This is a genomic window from Paenibacillus polysaccharolyticus (assembly GCF_900102085.1).
GTDB lineage: Bacteria > Bacillota > Bacilli > Paenibacillales > Paenibacillaceae > Paenibacillus > Paenibacillus polysaccharolyticus.
Window position 1 is genome coordinate 77669 of sequence record NZ_FMVM01000017.1, and the last position, 23060, is coordinate 100728.

The 23060-nt window shown below is 44.6% G+C and carries 23 protein-coding genes; all 23 read right to left on the reverse strand.

Translation table 11 applies throughout. The annotated features are described in order from the left end of the window. Positions 1-29 precede the first annotated feature (29 nt). Positions 30-488, reverse strand: coding sequence for a flagellar basal body-associated FliL family protein (locus tag BLQ13_RS22180; RefSeq protein ID WP_090923865.1), 459 nt, complete (start codon positions 486-488; stop codon positions 30-32). Continuing rightward, positions 488-709 (reverse strand): flagellar FlbD family protein, encoded by a 222-nt coding sequence (locus tag BLQ13_RS22185; protein ID WP_056700597.1) that lies wholly within the window; start codon positions 707-709, stop codon positions 488-490. Before BLQ13_RS22185 ends, BLQ13_RS22180 begins: the two co-directional genes overlap by 1 nt. A gap of 66 nt (positions 710-775) precedes the next feature. Continuing rightward, positions 776-1594: a flagellar basal body rod protein FlgG gene (gene flgG / locus BLQ13_RS22190; protein ID WP_090923866.1), complete on the reverse strand. Its 819-nt coding sequence runs from the start codon at positions 1592-1594 to the stop codon at positions 776-778. Between the two features lie 81 nt (positions 1595-1675). Beyond that, positions 1676-2005, reverse strand: coding sequence for a TIGR02530 family flagellar biosynthesis protein (locus BLQ13_RS22195; protein ID WP_397351757.1), 330 nt, complete (start codon positions 2003-2005; stop codon positions 1676-1678). 50 nt (positions 2006-2055) lie between these two features. Next, positions 2056-2613: a flagellar hook capping FlgD N-terminal domain-containing protein gene (locus BLQ13_RS22200; protein WP_090923868.1), complete on the reverse strand. Its 558-nt coding sequence runs from the start codon at positions 2611-2613 to the stop codon at positions 2056-2058. Between the two features lie 19 nt (positions 2614-2632). After that, a complete protein-coding gene (locus BLQ13_RS22205) occupies positions 2633-4096 on the reverse strand; it encodes a flagellar hook-length control protein FliK (protein ID WP_090923869.1) in 1464 nt (487 codons plus the stop codon). Positions 4097-4133: 37 nt separating this feature from the next. Then, positions 4134-5072 (reverse strand): MotE family protein, encoded by a 939-nt coding sequence (locus BLQ13_RS22210; protein ID WP_090923870.1) that lies wholly within the window; start codon positions 5070-5072, stop codon positions 4134-4136. Between the two features lie 43 nt (positions 5073-5115). Continuing rightward, positions 5116-5565: a flagellar export protein FliJ gene (gene fliJ, locus BLQ13_RS22215; RefSeq protein ID WP_090923871.1), complete on the reverse strand. Its 450-nt coding sequence runs from the start codon at positions 5563-5565 to the stop codon at positions 5116-5118. 10 nt (positions 5566-5575) lie between these two features. Then, complete coding sequence (gene fliI / locus BLQ13_RS22220) at positions 5576-6895, reverse strand: flagellar protein export ATPase FliI (protein ID WP_090923872.1); 1320 nt, start codon at positions 6893-6895, stop codon at positions 5576-5578. Next, complete coding sequence (locus BLQ13_RS22225) at positions 6882-7739, reverse strand: FliH/SctL family protein (protein ID WP_090923873.1); 858 nt, start codon at positions 7737-7739, stop codon at positions 6882-6884. Before BLQ13_RS22225 ends, fliI begins: the two co-directional genes overlap by 14 nt. Next, complete coding sequence (gene fliG, locus BLQ13_RS22230) at positions 7732-8748, reverse strand: flagellar motor switch protein FliG (protein ID WP_090923874.1); 1017 nt, start codon at positions 8746-8748, stop codon at positions 7732-7734. The genes BLQ13_RS22225 and fliG overlap by 8 nt, the downstream gene beginning before the upstream one ends. 11 nt (positions 8749-8759) lie before the next feature. Then, positions 8760-10346: a flagellar basal-body MS-ring/collar protein FliF gene (gene fliF, locus BLQ13_RS22235; protein ID WP_090923950.1), complete on the reverse strand. Its 1587-nt coding sequence runs from the start codon at positions 10344-10346 to the stop codon at positions 8760-8762. Between the two features lie 131 nt (positions 10347-10477). Further along, the gene (gene fliE / locus BLQ13_RS22240; protein WP_090923875.1) at positions 10478-10792 is read right to left on the reverse strand and encodes a flagellar hook-basal body complex protein FliE; all 315 of its coding nucleotides are present in this window, start codon (positions 10790-10792) and stop codon (positions 10478-10480) included. A 55-nt stretch (positions 10793-10847) separates the two neighbouring features. Beyond that, positions 10848-11300, reverse strand: coding sequence for a flagellar basal body rod protein FlgC (flgC, locus tag BLQ13_RS22245; RefSeq protein ID WP_090923876.1), 453 nt, complete (start codon positions 11298-11300; stop codon positions 10848-10850). 5 nt (positions 11301-11305) lie between these two features. Next, positions 11306-11713, reverse strand: a complete 408-nt coding sequence (flgB, locus tag BLQ13_RS22250; protein ID WP_090923877.1) for a flagellar basal body rod protein FlgB — start codon at positions 11711-11713, stop codon at positions 11306-11308. A gap of 1010 nt (positions 11714-12723) precedes the next feature. Then, entirely contained in the window at positions 12724-14130 is a 1407-nt protein-coding gene (hslU, locus tag BLQ13_RS22255; protein ID WP_090923878.1) for an ATP-dependent protease ATPase subunit HslU, read from the reverse strand. A gap of 116 nt (positions 14131-14246) precedes the next feature. Continuing rightward, entirely contained in the window at positions 14247-14789 is a 543-nt protein-coding gene (gene hslV / locus BLQ13_RS22260) for an ATP-dependent protease subunit HslV (protein ID WP_090923879.1), read from the reverse strand. Between the two features lie 24 nt (positions 14790-14813). After that, positions 14814-16157: an FADH(2)-oxidizing methylenetetrahydrofolate--tRNA-(uracil(54)-C(5))-methyltransferase TrmFO gene (gene trmFO, locus BLQ13_RS22265; RefSeq protein ID WP_373323193.1), complete on the reverse strand. Its 1344-nt coding sequence runs from the start codon at positions 16155-16157 to the stop codon at positions 14814-14816. A gap of 16 nt (positions 16158-16173) precedes the next feature. Continuing rightward, positions 16174-18273, reverse strand: coding sequence for a type I DNA topoisomerase (gene topA, locus BLQ13_RS22270; protein WP_090923881.1), 2100 nt, complete (start codon positions 18271-18273; stop codon positions 16174-16176). A 292-nt stretch (positions 18274-18565) separates the two neighbouring features. Continuing rightward, on the reverse strand, positions 18566-19696 hold the full coding sequence (gene dprA, locus BLQ13_RS22275; RefSeq protein ID WP_090923882.1) for a DNA-processing protein DprA: 1131 nt from the start codon (positions 19694-19696) through the stop codon (positions 18566-18568). A gap of 243 nt (positions 19697-19939) precedes the next feature. Next, complete coding sequence (gene sucD, locus BLQ13_RS22280) at positions 19940-20869, reverse strand: succinate--CoA ligase subunit alpha (RefSeq protein ID WP_090923883.1); 930 nt, start codon at positions 20867-20869, stop codon at positions 19940-19942. Positions 20870-20932: 63 nt separating this feature from the next. After that, on the reverse strand, positions 20933-22093 hold the full coding sequence (gene sucC / locus BLQ13_RS22285) for an ADP-forming succinate--CoA ligase subunit beta (protein ID WP_090923884.1): 1161 nt from the start codon (positions 22091-22093) through the stop codon (positions 20933-20935). Positions 22094-22341: 248 nt separating this feature from the next. Continuing rightward, positions 22342-22797, reverse strand: a complete 456-nt coding sequence (locus BLQ13_RS22290) for a MarR family winged helix-turn-helix transcriptional regulator (protein ID WP_090923885.1) — start codon at positions 22795-22797, stop codon at positions 22342-22344. Positions 22798-23060: the final 263 nt, after the last annotated feature.

A 23060-nucleotide genomic window follows, 5' to 3' on the forward strand; every position in this document is an offset into this window, starting at 1 on the left:
CCTTACAGGTCTACAGCTTGTTCTATTCATTACATTGGTGCTATAACAATGTCTGAAACACTTGTGCTTTTCAAGTTCGGCTCAGGCAATGCCTCATTAATTAGCCCCGTTAGTTTCTCATTGAATTGTTTCATACCTTTTGCCGAACTCAGTGCCTCAGCCTTGGTATCCGCAAGCGTCTCAATAATGATTGGCTTAACCGTAATACTTTTAATTTTCTCAAAGTCTTCTTTAGCTTTCTTATCCGACAACTTGAAAGAGAAACTAACCATAATAATACGATCTGCATCAGCCAAATTAGTCTTAATCTGTCCAAGCTCGGATGAAACCTCTACAATTTCATCTGCTGTCAGCTTTTTTTCTTCAGCAGCTGCCGCTGTATGTGTATTGTCGTTCTTGTTTTGACTTTGCATAAATACAAAAACTACGACCACAATGAGTGTGATTGCAAGCAACGTTGTTGCAATCCAGGGCATCATCTTTTTCATCAGGACTCCTCCGTTTGCTGCACTTTAATCGTGGCTGCCTGAACTCCAATTTCACGGTTGTATTCTTTGATTTTGGAAATCACTTCATCGGCCTTTTCAAGCACGATTAATCTTTTTCCCGTTACCAGAGTAATATACGTGTCCGGCGTCTCTTCCACGATTTCGACCATCAGCGCATTTAACCACATGGGAGAACCATTTAACCGCGTAACTGAAATCATGTCAAGCCCCCTCAATCATAGTGGAGGAGCAAGCTCCCCCACCATTTCAAAATCACTAATCAGTTATTATCGTTTCAGGTTAACGACCTCTTGAAGAATTTCGTCTGATGTTGTAATGATCCGGGAGTTCGCTTGGAAGCCACGCTGTGACACAATCATCTCGGTAAACTCATTCGTCAAATCAACATTGGACATTTCGAGCTGACCAGCAATGATAGCCCCTGTACCGTCTTCTGCACTATTTGCTGTAACTGGATCAAGTACCCCATCCGGATTGGCATTCGCCGTCATACGATACAAGTTGCCCCCAATTTTCTCTAGACCTGAAGGGTTAACAACTTTACCAATCCCCAGCTGCGCTCCGGCTTGAACCGTTCCATCAGCCATCGTCTGATTGATAAAACCATCCTGACCGATTGTGAATGAAACCACATCATCCTCAAGAGTAATGTTGGCACCACCATTATCCAATACGAACAAGCCATCAGAAGTTACCAGGTTCCGGGCAGCATCAACATGGAAATCACCCGCACGAGTCAAGTAAGGTACCGTTTGCGCATCACTCAAGCGTACCAGAAAAAATCCATCTCCATTAATTCGAAGGTCAGTAGGATTATTGGTGGTCATCGGGCTACCAGCCAAATGCATTGTGTCAATCGACCCTACTGAAACACCTAGACCTATTTGCTGTGCATTGACACCACCAGAAGGTGCATCCGTTGGAGCCGTTACCCCTTTAGTCGTTTGGCTCATAATGTCTTTGAACATCACTCGGCTTCCTTTAAATCCAACCGTGTTTACGTTCGCGATATTGTTACCAATGACATCGAGTTTGGTTTGAAAACCCCTCATCCCGGAAACGCCTGAGTACATCGATTTCAACATTTTACAAAATCCTCCCAGCCTTAAATTGGTTGCCGCATCAGTCGGTCAGCGGCATTCCGGCTCCCGAGAAGGGCCAGCCGGCTATGAAATAATTACAGCACTATCGATTTGAGTAAAGACATTGTCTTTCATACTTGCACTGTCCATTGCTGTAACGACAGTACGATTTTTGACATTAACGATGAAGGCCATATCCTGCATCAAAATGAGTGACTCTTTTGCCCCTTTGGCAGCAGCCTTGTCCAATGCAGAACCAATTTGTTTCATTTGTTCGGTTTTCAACTCGATACCACGTTGTTCTAATCGTTTAGCTGCATGATTGCTGAGTTTTAAAAGGTTATCTTCCAGTACTTGAGCAAAGGGTTTAGACGGTGTGCCAGATGTGTCTCCCGTTTGGGGTTTGCGAAGCATATTTGGAGTAACAGGACCCGTATATAACTGTCCAACGGTTATACGGTCACTCATATGCTCTGCTCTCGATCTTCAGGTTCACTCGTCCCGGCATTCACATCAGACGGGTTACTACCATTAGTATTTGTAGCATCACTTTGAACGTTCTGGGCAGCTGACTTCGTTTCCTCAGCTTGCTTGGCACGATTCACCTGAATGATTTCATCCAGTTTAATTTCGTCGTTGCCCACCTTCGCATACTGAACGCCGTCTCGCACAATGATTGAATCTACAGTCCCCTGACGAAGCGTACCACTGTCTGTTTTATCAGAAGAAAGCCAACTGATTTCCATACCGATCATACCCGATACCGCTCCAAGTGACTGATTTAACGTTTTAAGCTGCGTAGAGATGTTAACCAGTTGCTCCACTGAGCTAAATTGCGCCATTTGAGCGATAAACTCTTTATCTTCCATCGGCTGCATCGGATCCTGATTCTGCAACTGCGTAATCAAAATTTTCAGAAATTGATCCTTACCAAGTTCTTTCGTTGCAGCACTTGTTGTGGCTCTATTTGCAGCCGCGTAATTAGGCCAAGTATTATTAGTAGAAACAATTTCATTTGCCATATATTCACCTCATCCCTGTTTAAGCCTCTGCAGTAAATGACTCTCTCTGAATTTCGCTACCTTCCACCTGCTCGCTACGCCAGTTGCGCAACTCTTCCTGCAGCCCCGCGGCTGTCACAGCTTCATCGGTATGCTCTCCACGCTCACGGGAACGTTTTTGTTGGTGAGATTGATTTCCTTGTTGACGTCCGCCATCCTGATACATTTCAGATCCGAGCGAACTGTTCTGAGTGACCTCGAGCCGTTCCACCTGAATGCCCTGAGACTGTAACGAGGAACGTAACTGCATCATCTGTTGTTCAAGCATGTCTTTCGCCATGACATGTTCAGTCATGAACCTGGCAACCAATTGTCCGTTTTGCAACGTAATCTGTACATCCAATTTTCCCAAATGTTCAGGGCGGAGAGAGATTGTGGCTTCAGAAAATCCTTTTTGATTCACGATATCCAGCTTGCTAACCACAAATTGCGTCATTTCTTTGGCAAAATTCGTTGCTTGCATGACAGGCTCAGCGGGTTTGCTCACGACTGTACCTGAGCTTCGCAAGGACAACTCGCCAGCTGTTACAATGTTTGAATGATGGATTGCAGGTTGCGCATCGGCAACGGGTGTTGAGTCATTTTTAACCGTCACTGTTGTTGCTTTAGATTCTGTTTGAACTGTTGCTGATGCAGTCGTCTGAGGTGTTATCCCATCTGTTTTGGATGCTGTAGTCGGAGCACCGTTAGGTGTTTGAACAGCTGCATCCTTTATTGCTGAGAATGTATTCAGTATCGATTTGAGTTCAGACCAACCCTTTTTCCCATCCGTTTCGACTCCAGCTTCCTTCAACTGACTCTGCAACTGCTGAAGTAAGTGTTGGAATTCGGGAGCACTCTTGACTACATTAGGACCTGGTTTAAGAACTTCCGTTGCCAATTGTGTCAGCACATCCTGTAATACAAAACGGACTGCAGCTGGATGCTGAGACAGTTCAACAGCAGATGCAGATGTAGGAGCTTGATCTAAATTAGAACCAACCTCACTTAGCGAAGCTTGCTGATTTCCATCTGAATCTTTATTTAATAATGCGTACAATTGCTGGATCAACGATTGAAGACCTGCAAGCAAGGCCGGATCATTTTCCAGAGCTTGGTCTAACGTATCCAGATCACCAAATAATTTTTCAAGCATTTCCATCAAACCTGACGAATCCGTACCAACTAATAGTGAACTTAACGCGTCCGTTACAGATGTGTTATTTTCTTCATTTTCTGAGGCAAAAGTAAACATCAACGGAGCAGACGTCTTGGTTGTTACTGCACCATTCGTTCCATCAGTACCCTCACCAGTTCCGCTTCCCCCAGCCAATGACTGTGCCAGCGTCTGCAAGAACTCAGCTCCAGTTCCTGTAACCGAACCTTTAGACTGAGCTGTTGAGGACTGTGTTGAACCAGAAGTTTTGGAAGAAGCCCCAGCGTTCATTTGATATACGAGTGACATTTTTTCACCTCCCCTCCATGCATTAAGAATAGAGTTGTTACTTATTGCCCATTAGCCGATTCAACACTTTGGCTGTCTGAACCGAATCTTCTTTAGACATGTTCTCAAGCAACTGGGATCGTGTTGCATCATTAACTGAATTGAGTATGGTCAGTGTTTTATCCGGACTAATTTTATAGGTTTCGAGCAATAGTTTGGCTCCGCTTGACGCAGACATCGAAGCAAAGGTCTGGCTTAACTGATTTTTATCCAAATTTTTACTATTAGTTCCTGTTGTCGTGGTCGTTGCTGCTGTTTCCTTTTTCAATCGGGACTGCAGGGCATCCAAGGCAAGATCGCCTGAAGGCTTCGCATCCTTCATCAGCATGGTCACATCCGCTGCAGTCTTCGGATCCATCTTTTCCAGCACCTTCGTCCGGGCAGTCGACTGCATCGCGCTCAACATAAGCACCATTTCTTCATTCGTCATATTTTGCAAAATCGGAGCGGCTTTACTTGGGCTCATATCAGCGTACATTTTAGCCAGACTTTTAATCTGCTTCTGATAATCACTTTCGGTTTCCGGTTCAGAAGCTGCAGCTGTTTCAGTAGCCTTATTTGCATCATCCAATTTCTTTTGCAAATCAGCTGTTTTCTGCGTCTCCGCAGTAGCCGCATCTTTGGCCGCTTTCAGTTCTGCTTCTTTCGCTGTGACCTGAGATTTTAGCTTTTCAATCGTTGCTTCCGCACTTTCAACCTGCTTTTCGCTCTTTTCCAACTTCTCCTTCTCCGGATCAAGCACCGGATCAGGTACCCAATTCTTGACTACAGGAATTTTTTTGGCAAGTTCGAGCGCGTTATTTCGAATATCTACATTAAATAGAGTAAGCAGTACACCTAAGAGTACAACCGTGAATACAATCGGGATCGAAATCATGAGAAACTTTTCCCATCCACTCCCGGACTCTTTTTCGATATCAGTGTCTTTTACAGCCACCGTTCATTCCTCCTTCACGAGACAACTTCGCATCCGGCTCACATCAGTTCGCGCGGGCTTTGGCGGCGAAGCGTACAGTAGCCATCTCGTCCAGATCGTTCTGTTCCCGGAGGAGCATCTCCTGCTGAAATCTGCCTTTAGCCTTATCTCTCGCTCCAAGCCACACTTTTTCGTCAACTACTTTACCATTCAGAAAGCTCTGATTCCGCTGCACATTGACCTGAGCATGCTCCACATCACTGTTCTTACGCGATATACATTCGTCAAGGTGATATGCATATCGTTGCATTTCCTGCAAACTGGATACGGAAGCACAATTTTCAGTTGCCGCTTGAATAATGTTCATCAGATTATTTCGATCATTAATCAATTGCAACAAATGCTCTTCTTCCGTCTGAAGTTTACCGATCGCTGTGGATAACATCCATTCTGCCTGTGTCTTCTCATTGCTTTTCAGGTCAACAACCTTCTGGAAATGATATCGAAATTTCATCGTTTACCCTTCATCTCCTTGCGAATTCAAGAATCAAACGCTCCTGTACTTCACTTAACGTTACCTTTTCATCAACTTTTTGCTTCGTAAAATTCCAGATATGATCAATCTGATCCATCGCTTCATCTATAGCTGCATTTGATCCTCGTTGATACGCACCGATGTTAATCAAATCTTCGGACTCTTTGTACACTGCCATCAGACGTTTCATATTGTTAACCGCATCAATCTGCTCTTCAGGAGCGATGTCCTTCATGACACGGCTGATACTTGCAAGCACATCAATCGCGGGAAAATGACCTTTATTCGCTATCGCACGGTTCAACACGATGTGACCATCCAATATTCCTCGGACTGCGTCTGCAATTGGTTCATTCATGTCATCCCCATCGACGAGAACTGTATAGAAGGCTGTTATCGAGCCAGCGGGACCTGTTCCTGCACGTTCCAACAGTTTCGGTAGACTTGCAAAAACGGAAGGTGTATAGCCTCTCATCGCCGGCGGTTCTCCTACTGCCAAACCGACTTCCCTTTGCGCCATGGCGTAACGGGTCACCGAATCCATCATTAACATCACGTTCATGCCTCGATCTCTGAAATACTCCGCAATCGTCGTTGCTATGACAGCACCCTTGATTCGGATCAGAGCAGGTTGATCTGATGTTGCCACGATGACGACAGACCGTTCCAGGCCTTCCGGACCAAGATCCCGTTCGATAAAGTCACGAACCTCCCGTCCACGCTCACCTACCAGTGCAATCACGTTCACATCCGCAGCGGTATTCCTAGCGATCATGCCCATCAATGTACTTTTCCCGACACCTGAACCGGCAAATATACCCACACGCTGTCCTTTGCCTACAGTGAGCAAGCCATCAATTGCCCTCACGCCTACACTCATCGTTTCAAGAACACGCGGTCTATCCATAGGGTTAACAGGGGTATTGGAAGTAGAGTACATCGGCATTCGGGATGGCAACAATGAACCGTCAAGCGGCTGTCCCAGTCCGTCCAACACTTTACCAAGCAATTCAGAGCCTACTTGTACTCCTAAAGGTTTACCGGTTCCGACCACGTCACAACCCGGACCAATGGATTGAAGTTCTCCAAGCGGCATAAGCAACACCTTGTTATCCCGAAACCCCACAACTTCAGCCTGTAGCGGCTTAGCTGATTTGCCAGGATAGATGTAACATACGTCGCCAATGCTGGCATCCGGTCCTTCTGATTCCACCATAAGCCCAATGACCTGGGTTACTTTTCCATTTATACGCACAGGATCAAACTGCCGCAGATGCTCCATATAACGCTGTGAACTAAGAACCTTCATGTTGATTTCTTCGCTCCTCATCCTCAAGTGCTATGCGGATCAGTTCCTTTTTGATCTCGGCAAGCTGTGTATCAATTCTTGCATCAACACTTCCAAATGAAGAACGGATAACACAGCCCTTATCTTTAACCGTAGCATCAGGCAAAATCTGTAACTCTGCCTGCGAATCAATGGAAAGAGCAAGTTCCTCCCTTGAAGCTTGTACAAAAGAAAACTGCTCAGGCGCCACACAGAGCGCGATCTGTCCTTGCTCCCTTTTTCTGGACAAACTCTGACGTATCAGCTCAATCGTTTGTTCAGGCTCTACCGTAAGTTGCTTATCTATCACTTTCTCCGCAATGCCACAAGCAAGTTCAACAAGAAACGGCTCGGCTTCCTGAATAATCTGTTCTTTGGCAACATACGCTTCCTGAAGCACCCCTTGTGCTTCTTTCATCATCTCTTCGATCTTCACCTGGAGATCCAGTTCAGCTTGTGCTCGTCCCTCTTCAAACCCTTGCTGAAAACCTTGAGCGCGGAGAGCTTCAGTCAGATGTTCATCCTGCTCTCGTTGCTCCTGCCACCAGCGTTCAATCTGTTCCTGGGCTTCCTGAAGCATTCGCTCCGCCTCTTCCGAAGCATCACGCACCTGCTTTTCCGCAAACTCCTTGGCATCTTCCAGCATCTCAGCAGTAAGACGTTCTGTCTCTTCATCGACTCGTGCCTGAAGCACTTCCGATTCAGAAACTGCTGCACCGTCCTCTTCCAATCCAGTCTCATCTTCACCGCCATAATAGTGGTGATTTTCGAGCCTTTTATGGTCCTCTACCGGTACATACTGGAAAGATTTAATCAAATTAGACAATGATATCATCTCCTCCACCACGTGCGATAATGATCTCGCCAGCTTCTTCCAGTCTGCGGATCGTACCTACGATACGTGTCTGAGCTTCCTCCACATCACGTAGCCGCACAGGGCCCATGAACTCCATCTCTTCCTTGAATGTTTCGGACATCCGTTTCGACATATTACGGAATACAGCTTCACGTACTTCTTCGCTTGCGACTTTGAGTGCAAGTTGCAGGTCGGCATTGTCGATATCCCGAATAATACGTTGAATGGAGCGATCGTCCACATTGACAATGTCTTCGAAAACAAACATCCGTTTTTTGATCTCTTCTGCAAGTTCCGGATCCTGAATCTCAAGGGAGTCCAAAATCGTACGTTCCGTCCCCCGATCGACACCATTCAAAATCTGAACGATGGATTCGATACCGCCTGCATTTGTGTAATCCTGCGTCACTGTAGAAGACAACTTTTGTTCCAGCACACGTTCCACCTGTGAAATAACTTCTGGTGAAGTGCTGTCCATCACAGCTACTCTACGAGCAACATCTGCTTGCTTCTCCTGAGGGAGAGAGGACAGAATGGCCGCAGCTTGCTCAAATTGCAGATAAGACAGTACAAGCGCAATCGTTTGCGGACTTTCATTCTGAATAAAGTTCAGAATCTGATTCGGATCAGCTTTACGTGCGAAGTCAAAAGGTCTGACTTGTAGCGTAGCTGTCAAACGATTAATAACTTCAAGCGCTTTGGAGGAGCCGAGTGCTTTCTCCAAAATTTCCTTTGCATAGGTAATACCGCCCTGAGAGATATACTCCTGTGCCAAACAAATCTGATGAAACTCGGACATAATCATGTCCTTTTCGGATGCATCAACCTTACGCACGTTAGCAATTTCCAACGTAAGCTGCTCAATCTCCTCATCACGGAGATGTTTGAAGATCTGAGCAGACACTTCCGGACCTAATGTAATTAATAATATTGCTGCTTTTTGTCTGCCAGTTAATCCGGCATTGCCTGCCTTTGCCAATGCGTTCACCTCTATTCGTCAGCCAGCCACGTACGCAGCAGATTGACGAATTCGTCCGGCTTTTTCTTGGCCAAACTCTCCAATTGTTTGCGCACCTGACTTTCGTTCGTCACACTGTCCAACGTTATGGACGGGAACTCTGTTGCTACTGGAAGCGGGATTTCTTCCTCTTCTTGGATTTCATTTTGTTTACGACGACGACGTACTAACAAAATCACTACCGCAGCGATCAGGACCGCAATAAGTGCTCCGCCACCCCACATCATCGCAGGAGTCAACTGGAAGCCCGTATTGGCATCTGCAGCTGTTGCAAAGCCCTGTGACATGACTGATACTTTTTTTGTCAAGTCTGCGTCAGTTATTGTTGTGCCTGAGTCCGCCAATGACGCGCGAACGATATTAACTAGAATATTTTCGATCGCATCTCGAACAGGCTGTTGCAATTCGTTTTGCCCTGCGGGTGGTTCAACCGCCACGTTGATGGTTAAATCTTTTACAGTATATGGGCTTGAAATGATATCTTTGGCAATTCGATTCACTTCATAATTTATCGTGCTTGATGATTCTTCCGAATTCGTATTGCTATTTGAATCCGAAGAAGGATACCCTGGAACGTCCTGTTGGCCGGTTCCTGCTACACCACCTGTCGGAGTTCCCCCACCAGTGTAACTCTTCTGAATTTGCTGTACACTGATCTCGATCCCCTTCATGTTCTCTTGATCAACAGGTGTAACGAGATTTTCTTTGCTTGTCACTTTATCGAAATTCAGTTTGGAGGCCACCAAAACGTTGACCTTATCCTCACCTACAATTTGAGAGAGGAATTGCTTCACGTTGTTTCGCACGTCACTCTCAAACTTTTTCTGTAACGCCATGTTCTCCTGCACTTCAGATGACAAGCCACCACTGCCACCGCGAGCGGTTGGAACGAGTTCAGCCTCATCCGTGTTCGTGATAGTGATGTTCTCGATCGGCAGGTTCGGAACAGCTGTTTTAACCAAATTAAAGTAGCCATCTACAGCTGCCTGATTCGGGTGATACCCCGGTTTAAATTGCAACGCTACGGAAGCCGAAGCTTTGTCCTGTTCTTCCAAACCTGCAAAGATATTATCTTTTGGCATGTTAACAAGGACTTTGGCATCCTGAATCCCCTGCATACGCTGGAGTAGCTTTTCAACTTCTCCGTTTAACGCATTGTTATATTTCACATCAAACTCTTTATCTGTCATACCGATTGGTGATGATGAGCTTTCAAACGCTTTATAACCAAGGGAACCATTTTGTATGATGCCTTGGGATCCGATATTCACTTTGGTCAGCGCTACATCTGTACTGGGTACAGAAATACTTTTTCCGTCCGCGCTAAGTTTATATGGGATATTAGATGAGTTCAGATAATTGATGACACCAGCTGAATCACTTGCATTTAAATCTGTGAACGCCACTTCATATTCTGTCTTGGATAACTGCATCGTGAGAACCACTGCTGCCAAAATCAGAAATAAGAAGGTTGAAATAAATAATGTTTTCTGCTTTTTGCTAAAGCTATTCCAGTACTGTGATGCTTTGTCCCTGTACTGGGCAATTCTCTCATTCACTCTGTCACCCCATCCGAAACTTTGCTTAGTCTGTCCTGACAAAAGCTTGAGCGTTCTCCTAGCTTTGATCAGGAGCAGCATCGCAGCTGCTTGTCGTAATGATCAGCGCTACTGTTTGCGCAAATGAACTCTTATAGTTGTGTGCGCATAACCTCTTGATATGCCTCAACCACTTTGTTACGTACTTGAGTGGTAAGTTGCAGACTAAGCAGGGCTTGTTCGGAAGCAATCAACACCTGATCTACATTCGCTTTACCTACCAAAAATTGATTTGACATTTCATGAGCCTGGGTTTCCTGTGCGGCTACAGAGCCCAGTGCATTTTGTAAGTATGTACCGAAGCTCTGAATGCTTTCGGCCGGTGTAGAAGATTTATTTTCAGTTCCTACACTTTTCATCTGCAACGGCTGAACTCCCTGAGCGTTAAACATATTGTTCTGAATCATAAATGTCCCTCCCTTTTATCTCTTCTTTTCAGTTCGTTGTCGAAGAATGCAACAGTTAACCTTTTCCAATTTCTAACGCTTTAGAAATCATCGCTTTGGTTGAATTCAGTGCAGTAACGTTAGCCTCATAAGAACGTGAAGCCGAGATCATATCGACCATTTCTTTTGCAATATCCACATTAGGCATGAACACATACCCTTCTGCGTTTGCATCTGGATGAGTCGGGTCATAAACCGGTTTGAATGGTGACTGATCTTCCCGAATCTCGGTTACTCTTACACCATCACCTGAACCTCCGCCACGCATCTGGTTTTGTAACATCGTGCTGAAGGATGTTTTATTCGGTTCAAGCACTACCATTTTCCGCTTATAAGGAACTGCGACCCCATTCGACATACTCGCGCGCGTGGTTTCCGCATTTGCTATATTGGAAGAAATGACGTCCATACGCAAACGTTGAGCTGTAAGAGCCGAAGCACTGATTCCAAAACTGTTGCTAATGTTCAACGCGGTTATCTCCCTTCTACGCCTACTCGCATCATTTTAATTTGTTCGTTCACTTGCTGGATATAAGCGTTGTAACGCAATTGATTATCCGCCAGAAGGCTCATCTCTCGATCAATGTCCACATTATTCTGGTTGTTATTCATGGAAGTGGACTGGTCCATATTAACTACTGGCGTTGGTACTAAAGAGGAAGGACCTATGACAAAATGCCTTGGATCCGTTACTTTCCCTTTAAGAACAGGTAAATCACCGCTCATCTGATCCTGTAACATTTCTTCGAAAGAAACGTCTGATCGCTTGAAATACGGGGTATCGGCGTTCGCTACGTTATCAGCTATCGTTCGTTGTCGCATGTTCGACGCATCGAGCGCACCTTGTAATCTTTTAAAGCTAATATCGTTTAAAAGATTCACAATATCCCTCCTCTCATTAGTATATATGGAAAAAGATTGAATCTTTTCACGCGAAACTGCTGTTGTTTTTTCGACAAAAACATTCGTGTTTACACGGTTTTCTAGGACTTAAGTAGAATTAACTCTGATGTTGTCGTATAACATAAGTTTCTTCGAGTTTGGGATATATTACAATAAGAAAAAAGCCCTATCTTTTCTTAAAGAGAGGGCTTTTTGTGTATTTTCTGCAAAATATGATTTTTTTCGTAAATATTCAGTCCCAAATCAAAAATGTGTTAACAATCTTGAGGCATCCCCTTAAACATTCTTAAAATAAAACTCATTTTTCCAGCCTGTATTTCAGTCTGAGCACCTTTAAATGTACCTTTCCGCAATAGGATTTCAATATGTTAAGTTTAGCATTTTTTACCGTCATATTAGGGTTTTAAGCATATAAAACACTGTATTTTTATGTAGCCAACTCTACTTTATTTCACATTTTATGTATGAAAATTCATTGGAACTATCATTTCTGACGCAACACTTTCTTAACAATTGTATAGGTCACTACTATTTTATATTTAGAAAACAATTGATGCCTTCTCCATTTTCCACAAAACGACGTTTTGCACATTTGCGCAAAATATTCCGGTTAATTCGCTTAGCACCAGATAACATTTAAATAATTAAAATTCTTTTAATGGAAATACATGGTTGCATAAAAATAGGAATACCAACTAATCCGCTACCCTTTATACAATTATCCATGCGGCCCAAGTCCTAGTTTCTAGCATAAAAGATCGCCACCTCTCTATTATCGGTCCAATCATCAGAAAAGGTTAGACCATAATATAAATAAGGATATGTATCCATAAACACGACATCTAACACAGCATGTTCTGTATAAAAAAAGCACAGAACATCTTGATTAATGTTTACTGTTTATGGTACATACCCCATGTTTTATTCCATACAACCATCTTATCATGTGATACTACATACAAGCTAAATTCATGACTCTTTGCTCTTACTTAAAGGATGTACTGACTTAAATCTCGATCTGTTGCAATATCATGTAATTTCTCACGTACATACTCTGGTGTAATCACCATACGTTCCAACGTAAGCTCTGGTGCCTCGAAGGACAAGTCCTCCAGAAGTTTTTCCAATATAGTATGCAGACGGCGAGCCCCAATATTTTCTGTGTTTTGATTAACAGCTTCTGCGAGCTTGGCAATCTCGCGTATTGCATCTTCCGAGAACTCAATCTCAATATTCTCTGTGCGGAGCAAATCGACATATTGCTTCGTGAGCGCATTCTGAGGTTCGGTTAGGATAGAAACAAACTCCTCCAGGGTAAGACTGTTTAACTCTACACGAATAGGGAAGCGCCCCTGAAGCTCCGGAATCAGATCTGAAGGTTTAGCCACATGGAAGGCACCAGCCGCCATAAACAGAATATAATCCGTTTTGACAGGCCCATACTTGGTCATGACCGTTGATCCTTCAACAATCGGTAGAATGTCACGCTGAACGCCTTCACGGGAAACATCTGGACCACTTCCACGACCTTGACTGGCTACTTTATCAATCTCATCGATGAAAATAATGCCTGTCTGCTCTGCACGTCTTATGGACTCTTGAGTCACATCATCCATATCAATTAATTTGCCCGCTTCTTCTTGAATAAGCACTTTACGTGCTTCCTTAATAGCCAACTTACGTTTCTTCGTACGGCGCGGCAACAAACTTCCAAACATCTCCTGCATGTTCATGCCCATCTGATCATTACCCTGGCCAGCAAACATATCCATCATGTTCGGCGTATTGTCCTCTACATCGATCTCAATGATGTCATCTTCCAGTTTACCAGACAATAGATCGAATTTGATTTTACGACGACGCTCAGCAACGTTTGCGTCAGGTTCAGGTTCATCCTGATCCTGAGGGGCATTTCCATTCCCGTTGTTCCCAAAGATCATTTCAAACGGATTACGCTGATTTTTAGACTTGGACTGAGAAGGAGCCAAAATATGTACAATGCGCTCGTTAGCCGCTTCTTCCGCTTTGTCCTTCACTTGTTCAGTTCGTTCAAGCTTGACCATACGCAGGGATGTTTCAATCAAATCACGAACCATGGATTCCACATCACGTCCAACATATCCCACTTCGGTAAACTTGGTTGCCTCGACTTTGACAAAAGGTGCCCCTACTAGTTTTGCAAGACGACGCGCAATTTCCGTTTTACCGACGCCTGTAGGCCCAATCATCAGTATATTTTTAGGTACAATATCATCCTGTGTGTGTTCTGGCAAAAGACTACGTCGATAGCGATTACGAAGGGCTACTGCCACTGATTTCTTCGCCTGTTTTTGACCTACGATATATTTATCCAGTTCCGTAACAATCTGTCTTGGCGTTAAAGCTTGAGAATTCATAAGCTTCCCTCCTACAAGTATGTTGACGTCAATTCAGCCACAAGAGCAAAGAATCTCCTTAACGTAAACCGGAGCAGATGTAGCATCTTGTTCCTGTACGGGAGATTTCTTTGTTCCTACAATTCTTCGACGATAATGTTACTATTCGTGTATACACACAGCTCGGAAGCCACCTGAAGAGACTCACGTGCGATATCTTTCGCTTCCATCTGTCCAGCGTGACGTTTCAGCGCCCGCGCAGCGGATAAAGCAAAATTACCACCTGAACCGATCGCAATGATATCATCATCCGGTTCGATTATCTCGCCGCCACCTGAAATAAGCAACATTCCTGTTTTGTCCATCACAATCAACAAAGCTTCGAGCTTCCGCAGTATGCGATCCTGCCGCCAATCTTTTGCAAGTTCAACCGCCGCCCGTTGCAGATTGCCATGGTGCTCTTCCAGTTTACCTTCGAATTTTTCAAACAGTGTAATTGCATCAGCTACAGAACCGGCAAAGCCAGCAACAACCTGTCCACGATATAAACGTCTTACTTTTTTGGCTGTATTCTTCATCACAACGCTCTGGCCCATAGTTACCTGACCATCGCCCGCAATCGCTGCCTTGCCATTATGACGGACAGCACAGATCGTCGTCGCATGAAATGACATATCCATGATATCAGCTCCCCCACGAATAATTTATACGCGTTCCGGAACGGTTAGACCTTCTGAAGCAATAAACTTGGCGATACCATCCAGGGCACGATTTGCAAGTGCTTCATTTTTTTCTTTTTTGTTACGGATTCTAGTTTCCAATTTCGGTAACAAACCGAAGTTAGCATTCATTGGCTGGAAATGCTTGAAATCCGCCGTTGTAATATATTGGGCCATGCTACCTAGTGTCGTTTCTACCGGCAGTACAACAAGTTCTTGTCCTAACGCTGCTTTAGCTGCATTCATGCCGGCAATAAGACCCGATGCGGCAGATTCAACATATCCTTCTACCCCTGTCATCTGACCAGCAAAGAACAAATTAGGGCGCTCTTTGAATTGGTATGTTGGACGAAGCAACTTCGGTGAGTTAATAAATGTATTCCGGTGCATGACACCGTAGCGCACAAACTCAGCATTCTCAAGACCCGGAATCAGAGAGAAGACACGTTTCTGTTCTCCCCACTTCAAGTGCGTTTGGAAACCTACCAAGTTATACAACGTTCCCGCCGCATTGTCCTGTCTAAGCTGTACTACAGCATGAGGCAATTCACCCGTATGCGGATTAACCAAACCTACCGGCTTCATCGGTCCAAACAATGCTGTTTGTTTGCCCCGTTTCATCATGACTTCAATCGGCATGCAACCTTCGAAATAGATTTCTTTTTCGAATTCTTTTAACTGAGCAACCTCTGCAGTAATCAGAGCCTCATAAAAGAGTTCAAACTCTTCTTCTGTCATTGGACAGTTGAGATAAGCCGCTTCTCCTTTGTCATAACGAGAGGCAAGATATACCTTGTTCATATCAATGGAATCTTTTTCAATAATCGGAGCAGCAGCATCATAGAAATAGAAGTATTCCTCACCCATCAATGCTTTAATCTGCTCGGACAATGCCGGCGAAGTCAGTGGTCCGGTCGCTACAACAACAATGCCGTCCTCTGGAAGTGAAGTAAGTTCTTCATTCACCACTTCAATCAGCGGATGCTGATGCAAAGTCGATGTAATCTCACCCGAGAAGCCATCCCGATCCACAGCCAGGGCTCCTCCTGCCGGAACAGCATGTCGATCAGCTGCCCCGAGTACGAGCGAATTCAACATCCTCATCTCTTCTTTCAACACGCCAACTGCATTAGCCAGTCCATTGGCACGAAGAGAGTTACTGCAGACGAGTTCTGCAAATTTATCCGTATGATGAGCCGGCGTTTTGACAACCGGTCTCATCTCATATAACTTCACTCGCACACCGCGACTGGCGATCTGCCACGCTGCTTCTGATCCAGCCAATCCCGCACCGATAACCGTTACTTGTTGTTCACTTGTCAAAATCATTTACCCCCATCATATGCTAATCCGTTGATTCATCATCCGATTCTTCCACCGGCTCCTGATGATCACATGAAGTACACTGCAATCTTGTTCCCTTTTTGTTTCGCTTCTCAATCATTAACGATCCACAGCTCGGACAAGGTTTAGCGGAAGGTTTATCCCAAGATACAAAATCACATTCCGGATATTTGTCACAGCCATAGAAAATACGTCCCTTTTTACTGCGGCGTTCCACCACATGTCCTTCCTTACACTTCGGACAAGTTACACCGATGTCTTTAATAATCGGTTTCGTATTACGGCAGTCTGGAAATCCTGAACATGCGAGGAACTTTCCGAAACGACCCAGTTTATATACGAGTGGCTTGCCACATTTCTCACAGATCTCATCCGACACCTCGTCTTCGATCTCGATCTCTTTCATTTCTTCCTCAGCAAACTCTAGCCGTTTCTCGAAAGATTCATAGAATTCAGCCAGCACTTTAACCCAATCTTCAGAGCCTTCCTCCACATGGTCGAGATCGCCTTCCATATTCGCGGTAAACTCCACATTCAGGATTTCCGGGAAAAACTCTTCCATCTGCTCAATGACCAGCTCTCCCAGCTCAGTCGGCATAAATTTCTTCTCTTCGATCGCAACATATCCACGTTTCTGAATGGTCTCCAGTGTTGGCGCATAAGTACTTGGTCTACCTATGCCGAGCTCTTCCAAGGTTTTAACCAACCGTGCTTCGGTATAACGTGGCGGCGGCTGCGTAAAGTGCTGCTTAGGCTCAATCTCCTGCTTTTTCAGCACATCTCCACTCTTGAGCGGAGGCAACAAACGATCTTCCTCGGTTGTACCATCGTCATTGCCTTCTACATACACTTTCATAAATCCCTGAAAGCGCACTTTGGAACCCGCAGCACGGAAGATCGTATCTCCTGCAGCGATGTCAACCGAAAGTGTATCCAGAATAGCCGAAGACATCTGACTTGCTACAAAACGTTCCCATATCAACTTATATAAACGGAACTGATCACGACTCATAAACGATTTTATCGAATCTGGATCACGCAAAATGGAAGTCGGACGAATCGCTTCGTGCGCGTCCTGAGCGTTGGAAGCCTTTTTGGAATAGTTCCGCGGGCTCTCTGGTGCAAATGTCTCACCATACTTTCCAACGATATATTCTTTGGCTTCTTCCTGTGCGGAAGCAGCGATACGAGTCGAGTCTGTACGCATATACGTAATGAGACCGACTGTGCCTTCTTTTCCAAGGTCTACACCTTCATAAAGCTGTTGCGCAACCGACATCGTCTTGGAAGCCCTGAAATTAAGTTTACGTGCCGCTTCCTGTTGCAGTGAACTTGTCGTAAATGGCGCCGAAGGATTTCGAGTTCTCTCTTTCTCCTTCACTTCCTTGATTGTAAAATCAGCACCTTCGATCTGTTTCAAAATCGCTTGTACTTCAGCTTCACTGCCAAGCTCTGTTTTCGCTCCGTTCAACTTATGAAACTTCGCCTCGAACGGATTGCCATCTGCACTCAGTTTGGCTGTAATGCTCCAGTACTCTTCCGGTTCAAATTCGTCAATTTCATTTTCACGATCCAAAATAATTTTGACGGCAACAGACTGAACTCGTCCTGCTGATAATCCTTTTTTTACTTTCTTCCATAATAATGGACTGATCTTGTAACCCACGAGCCGATCCAGAATGCGTCTAGCTTGCTGTGCATTGACCAAATCCATATTTATTTTACGCGGCGTTTTGAATGCGTCCTTAACCGCTTGTTTGGTGATTTCATTAAATACAACTCGGCAATCAGCCGTGTCATCCAGTTCAAGTGCATGTGCCAAATGCCAGGCAATGGCTTCACCCTCACGATCCGGGTCGGCCGCGAGATACACTTTTTTCACTTTCTTTCGTGCATCCTTAAGTTCCTTTAATACTGAACCTTTGCCGCGGATCGTAATATATTTCGGATTAAAATCATTCTCTACCTCAACGCCGATCTGACTCTTTGGCAAATCGCGTACATGTCCCATCGAAGCTTTCACGATGAACTTGCTGCCTAAATATTTGCCGATCGTCTTCGCCTTTGAGGGCGACTCCACGATTACGAGTGCATCCGCCATAGGTCCATCCTCCTCTCAGTCATGAAACTGTTTCTTGCTATATAAGTTGAATTTAAGATTTTACACTAAACACTCCGATGACAGAATAACCTTCCGATCGCTGTTATCCCCAGATTTTTTTTATTCCTTTATTCAAGGTTAAAATCCGGTAATAAAGGCGAACACTTCGTTTCTTCAGGTTTTTTCTGTCCTCTCCGTTGTTGTGTAAATTAAGCGTTCAAATTATATAGTTAAATACTTCACTTCATATTTCGTGTTATATACTCCACATACTGCACAGGTTGCAGCATCGTCATACCCTAGCATATTTGGTTCCTGGTAATTGGCTAATCTGCTTTTTTATGATTAAAGATAACAGAACTGAATGTAAATGTCCAAAATCCCAACCCAACCGATCTATCAATTGATCTAAAGACTGCTCTTCCTGCTCAAGTAAAATGATGATACGTCGTTCATCTGTAGAAAGTTCTACCTTTGGAAATAAACCTTGCTCCGCATGTCCTGACATTTCTGCCGAACGTCCTCTATTGTAAGGAAGTTGTTCTGCATTTGGCAAGTCCAAACGATACTCTTCTAATAAATCAGTAGCACAAGTGACCAATTTGGCCCCCTGTCGTATTAAATTATGTGCCCCTCGGCTCTTCGGCGAAGTAATCGGCCCTGGAACTGCAAATACATCTCTGCCTGCCTCGAGTGCTGCATCTGCGGTGATGAGAGAACCACTTCGTACATCCGCTTCTACAACGAGCGTTCCCAATGTTAATCCTGCGATAATCCGGTTTCGCTCGGGAAAAAGGCCCTGACGAGCCCTGGTTCCCAGAGGGTACTCTGACAAGAGTAGACCCGTTTCAGCAATTTGTTCTGCAAGGCTCGTATTTTCAGGTGGGTAAACCATATCTACCCCTGTACCAAAAACAGCAATCGTTTTACCATTTGCTCGTAATACAGCTTCATGACACACACGATCAATACCTCTGGCAAGTCCACTGACAATAGTTAACCCCGCAAGAGACAATTGCTCTGCAAGCTTTTCCCCAACCTTGCGCCCATAAACTGTAGGCATCCTTGTTCCTACCATCGCAATCGAAGGTTGATGTAACAACCGAGTGTCTCCTCGAGTGTACATCACCCAGGGAGGCTGAGCGGTTTCCTTCATTAATATAGGATAATTTGAATCCAGATAAGTAATAACCTCGATCCCGTGATCATAAACCTGCTCTCTTCTACTCTCAATCCAGCCGGCATTAAATTCTCTAGCCAAACGAGTCGCCTGATCCTTCCTCAGTCCAGCTTCAATCCAGTCTCCTTCCTCGTAATAAAGCAACTCCCGCAACGAGTGCTGACCTGTCATCAATTTTGCAACACTTTTCTTACCGATGCCTTCCATTTCATAGAGTCCAAGCAAAATCCAACGTTCTTCCATGTTTCTGCCTCCTGTGAGAGGGCAAATTGCCCTCTATTTGTGTGATAAACAACGATAAATTGCACACGTTAACATATTCTGCACACTAAAGTAGTTCGTCCTCATTTTTCTAAAAAAACGCAAAAAAGCAACCCTTCGCCCTGTTTAAAGGACAAAAGGTTGCTTACCTTTACCGTCTCATGAATCAACGGCTCCGAAAATGAATCATTTCCGTGCTGTTTCTTCTATTATAACGGAATAGGATTAATGTGTCGTGCACAAATTCAAAATACCGCGTTCTTCGAGCACACTTACCAAAGTGGAGCCCATTTCCGCTGGTGTCGGAGCAACTTTAATACCGCATGATTCCAGCTTCGCAATTTTCTCTTTGGCTGTACCCTTACCGCCAGAGATAATCGCACCCGCATGACCCATACGTTTGCCTGGAGGCGCTGTAACACCACCGATGAATCCTACCACCGGTTTAGTCATGTTAGCCGCTACCCATTCTGCTGCATCCTCTTCCGCAGTACCACCGATCTCACCAATCATGATGACAGCATGTGTCTGTGGATCTTCATTGAAACGTTTCAAGATATCGATGAACTCGGAGCCCTTAACCGGGTCTCCTCCGATACCTACCGCAGAAGATTGGCCAATACCACGAGTTGTGAGCTGATGAACAGCCTCATACGTCAGTGTTCCACTACGTGAAACGACACCAACATGTCCTGGCATATGAATGTATCCAGGCATAATGCCGATCTTACACTCGCCCGGTGTGATCACACCTGGACAGTTAGGCCCAATCAATACTGTATTTTTTCCGTCCATGAAACGGTCTACTTTGACCATATCCAGTACCGGAATACCTTCAGTAATACAGATGACCAAATCCAGTTCCGCATCTACAGCTTCCATAATGGAATCCGCTGCAAATGCTGGAGGAACATAGATGACGCTCGCTGTTGCGCCAGTAGCCTCCTTCGCTTCCTGCACCGTGTTGAATACCGGCAAGCTGACTACTGAACCGTCTTCCAGCGTGATGTCAACATTGGTTCCGCCTTTACCTGGCGTAACACCGCCTACCATTTGGGTTCCGTAGTCCAATGCGCCCTTCGTGTGGAACATTCCCGTTGAACCCGTAATGCCTTGCGTAATGACTTTTGTATTTTTATCGATCAAAATACTCACGTTGCTTCACATCCTTACGGTTATTTTTCAATTCCCGGACAGCTCCGGTACGAAGGAATGAACCTATTTTACGAGGGCAACAATTTTCTGTGCTCCATCGGCCATGGAATCAGCAGGAACGATATTCAGGCCGGATTCACCCAAAATACGTTTGCCCAGTTCCACGTTAGTTCCTTCAAGACGAACAACCAGCGGTTTGGTCAGGCCAAGCTGCTTCGCTGCTTCAACAACACCGTTGGCAATGACATCACAACGCATGATACCACCAAAGATGTTAACAAAGATACCGGCTACTTTGGCATCAGACAGAATGATCTTGAATGCTTCCGTAACTTTCTCTGTTGTTGCACCGCCCCCAACATCAAGGAAGTTGGCCGGGTCTCCACCGTAATATTTGATGATGTCCATCGTAGCCATCGCAAGTCCCGCACCGTTAACCATACAGCCAATGTTGCCGTCAAGCGCTATGTAGCTGAGGTCGTATTTGGAAGCTTCGATTTCTTTTTCATCTTCCTCATCCAAGTCACGAAGTTCTTGAATATCCTTGTGACGGAAGAGAGCGTTGGAGTCAAAGTTCAGCTTTGCATCCAGCGCGATAACGTTTCCATCTCCGGTAACAACCAGTGGGTTGATCTCGGCAATAGAGCAATCTTTTTCGACAAATGCCTTGTACAACGCAAGCATGAACTTCACAGCTTTATTCACGAGTTCATTCGGAATGTTAATGCTGTAAGCCAGTTTGCGTGCCTGGAACACTTGCAACCCGATCGCAGGGTCAACTACCTCTTTGAAAATTTTCTCAGGTGTAGCTTCAGCTACTTCTTCGATCTCTGTTCCGCCTTCTTCGGAAGCCATCATGACTACACGTCCTGTAGCACGATCGACAACAACACCCACATAATACTCTTTGCGGATATCGCATCCTTCTTCAATCAAAAGACGTTTTACTTCTTTACCTTCTGGTCCTGTCTGATGGGTTACTAATACTTTGCCCAAAATTTCGGATGCATAGGCACGAACTTCCTCTGTGCTTTTTGCTACTTTCACGCCGCCGGCTTTACCCCGACCCCCTGCGTGAATTTGCGCTTTAACTACAGTCACCGGACTGCCCAGTGCCTCTGCGGCCGCAACCGCTTCATCGACTGTATAAGCAACCTTTCCGTTTGGAACGGTAACTCCATACTGTTTCAGTACTTCTTTTCCTTGATATTCATGGATATTCATTCTCGAATCCTCCTATCAACATGACTGCAACAAGGCGGGCTGGTAGACGAACAAAAGACATATGTTGACTATTTTCACTTAAACCCAATTCATTGTAACATGTTTTTAAAACGCTTTCCTTAAAAAAGTAATGGTTAATAGACAGCATTTTGATATGGATATGATCCCTTTTTGTGAATGCTTGGATATATATGGAAAAAACCTCAACCGATTAGGCTAAGGTTTTCATCACATCGAGACTTTTATTATTATTTTTTAGCGGCATTTATATTCGTTTCATGAACTTTCTCGAGCAAGCCCTTAAACTGTCCAAGCAGCGCTTCAAACTCTGTGCTGTTCAAGCAAGCATCTCCCTGAATGGCTTCAGGTATGGATAATGCCTTATTCTTAAGTTCACGTCCCGCATCGGTTAGTGTAATCAACACTTTACGCTCGTCTTGTGCAGAGCGCTCACGATGGATGAACCCGGCTGATTGCAACCGTTTGAGAAGAGGCGTCAGCGTACCTGAGTCGAGGTACAGAGCTTCACCAATTTCCTTAACGGTACATTCCTGCCGCTCCCACAATACCATTAATACCAAATATTGAGAGTACGTTACACCAAGCACTTCCAGATAGGGCTGGTACAATTTTGTAATTTCACGTGAACAAGCGTATATGGCGAAGCATAATTGATTATCCAGCTTTAAACGGTCTGTCTGCATGTTAGCTATCTCACCTGCCTAATGTACTTTAAATTGCATATCTCATGGGTTAATCATCCTGCTTCACCTGTATTAGCGGCGAAATTGAGTTCCCCATTACTATCTTATCACAAAATAGATTAAAAAAAGAATAATTGAGCACAAATTATTTTACATTGCTATTTAATCATGTTAAATTTAGTTGTATAAAATATAATTACAGGTGATCAATAGGACGAATAATCTACTTCAGGGAGGATCATCAGAACAATCACCAGAACAAT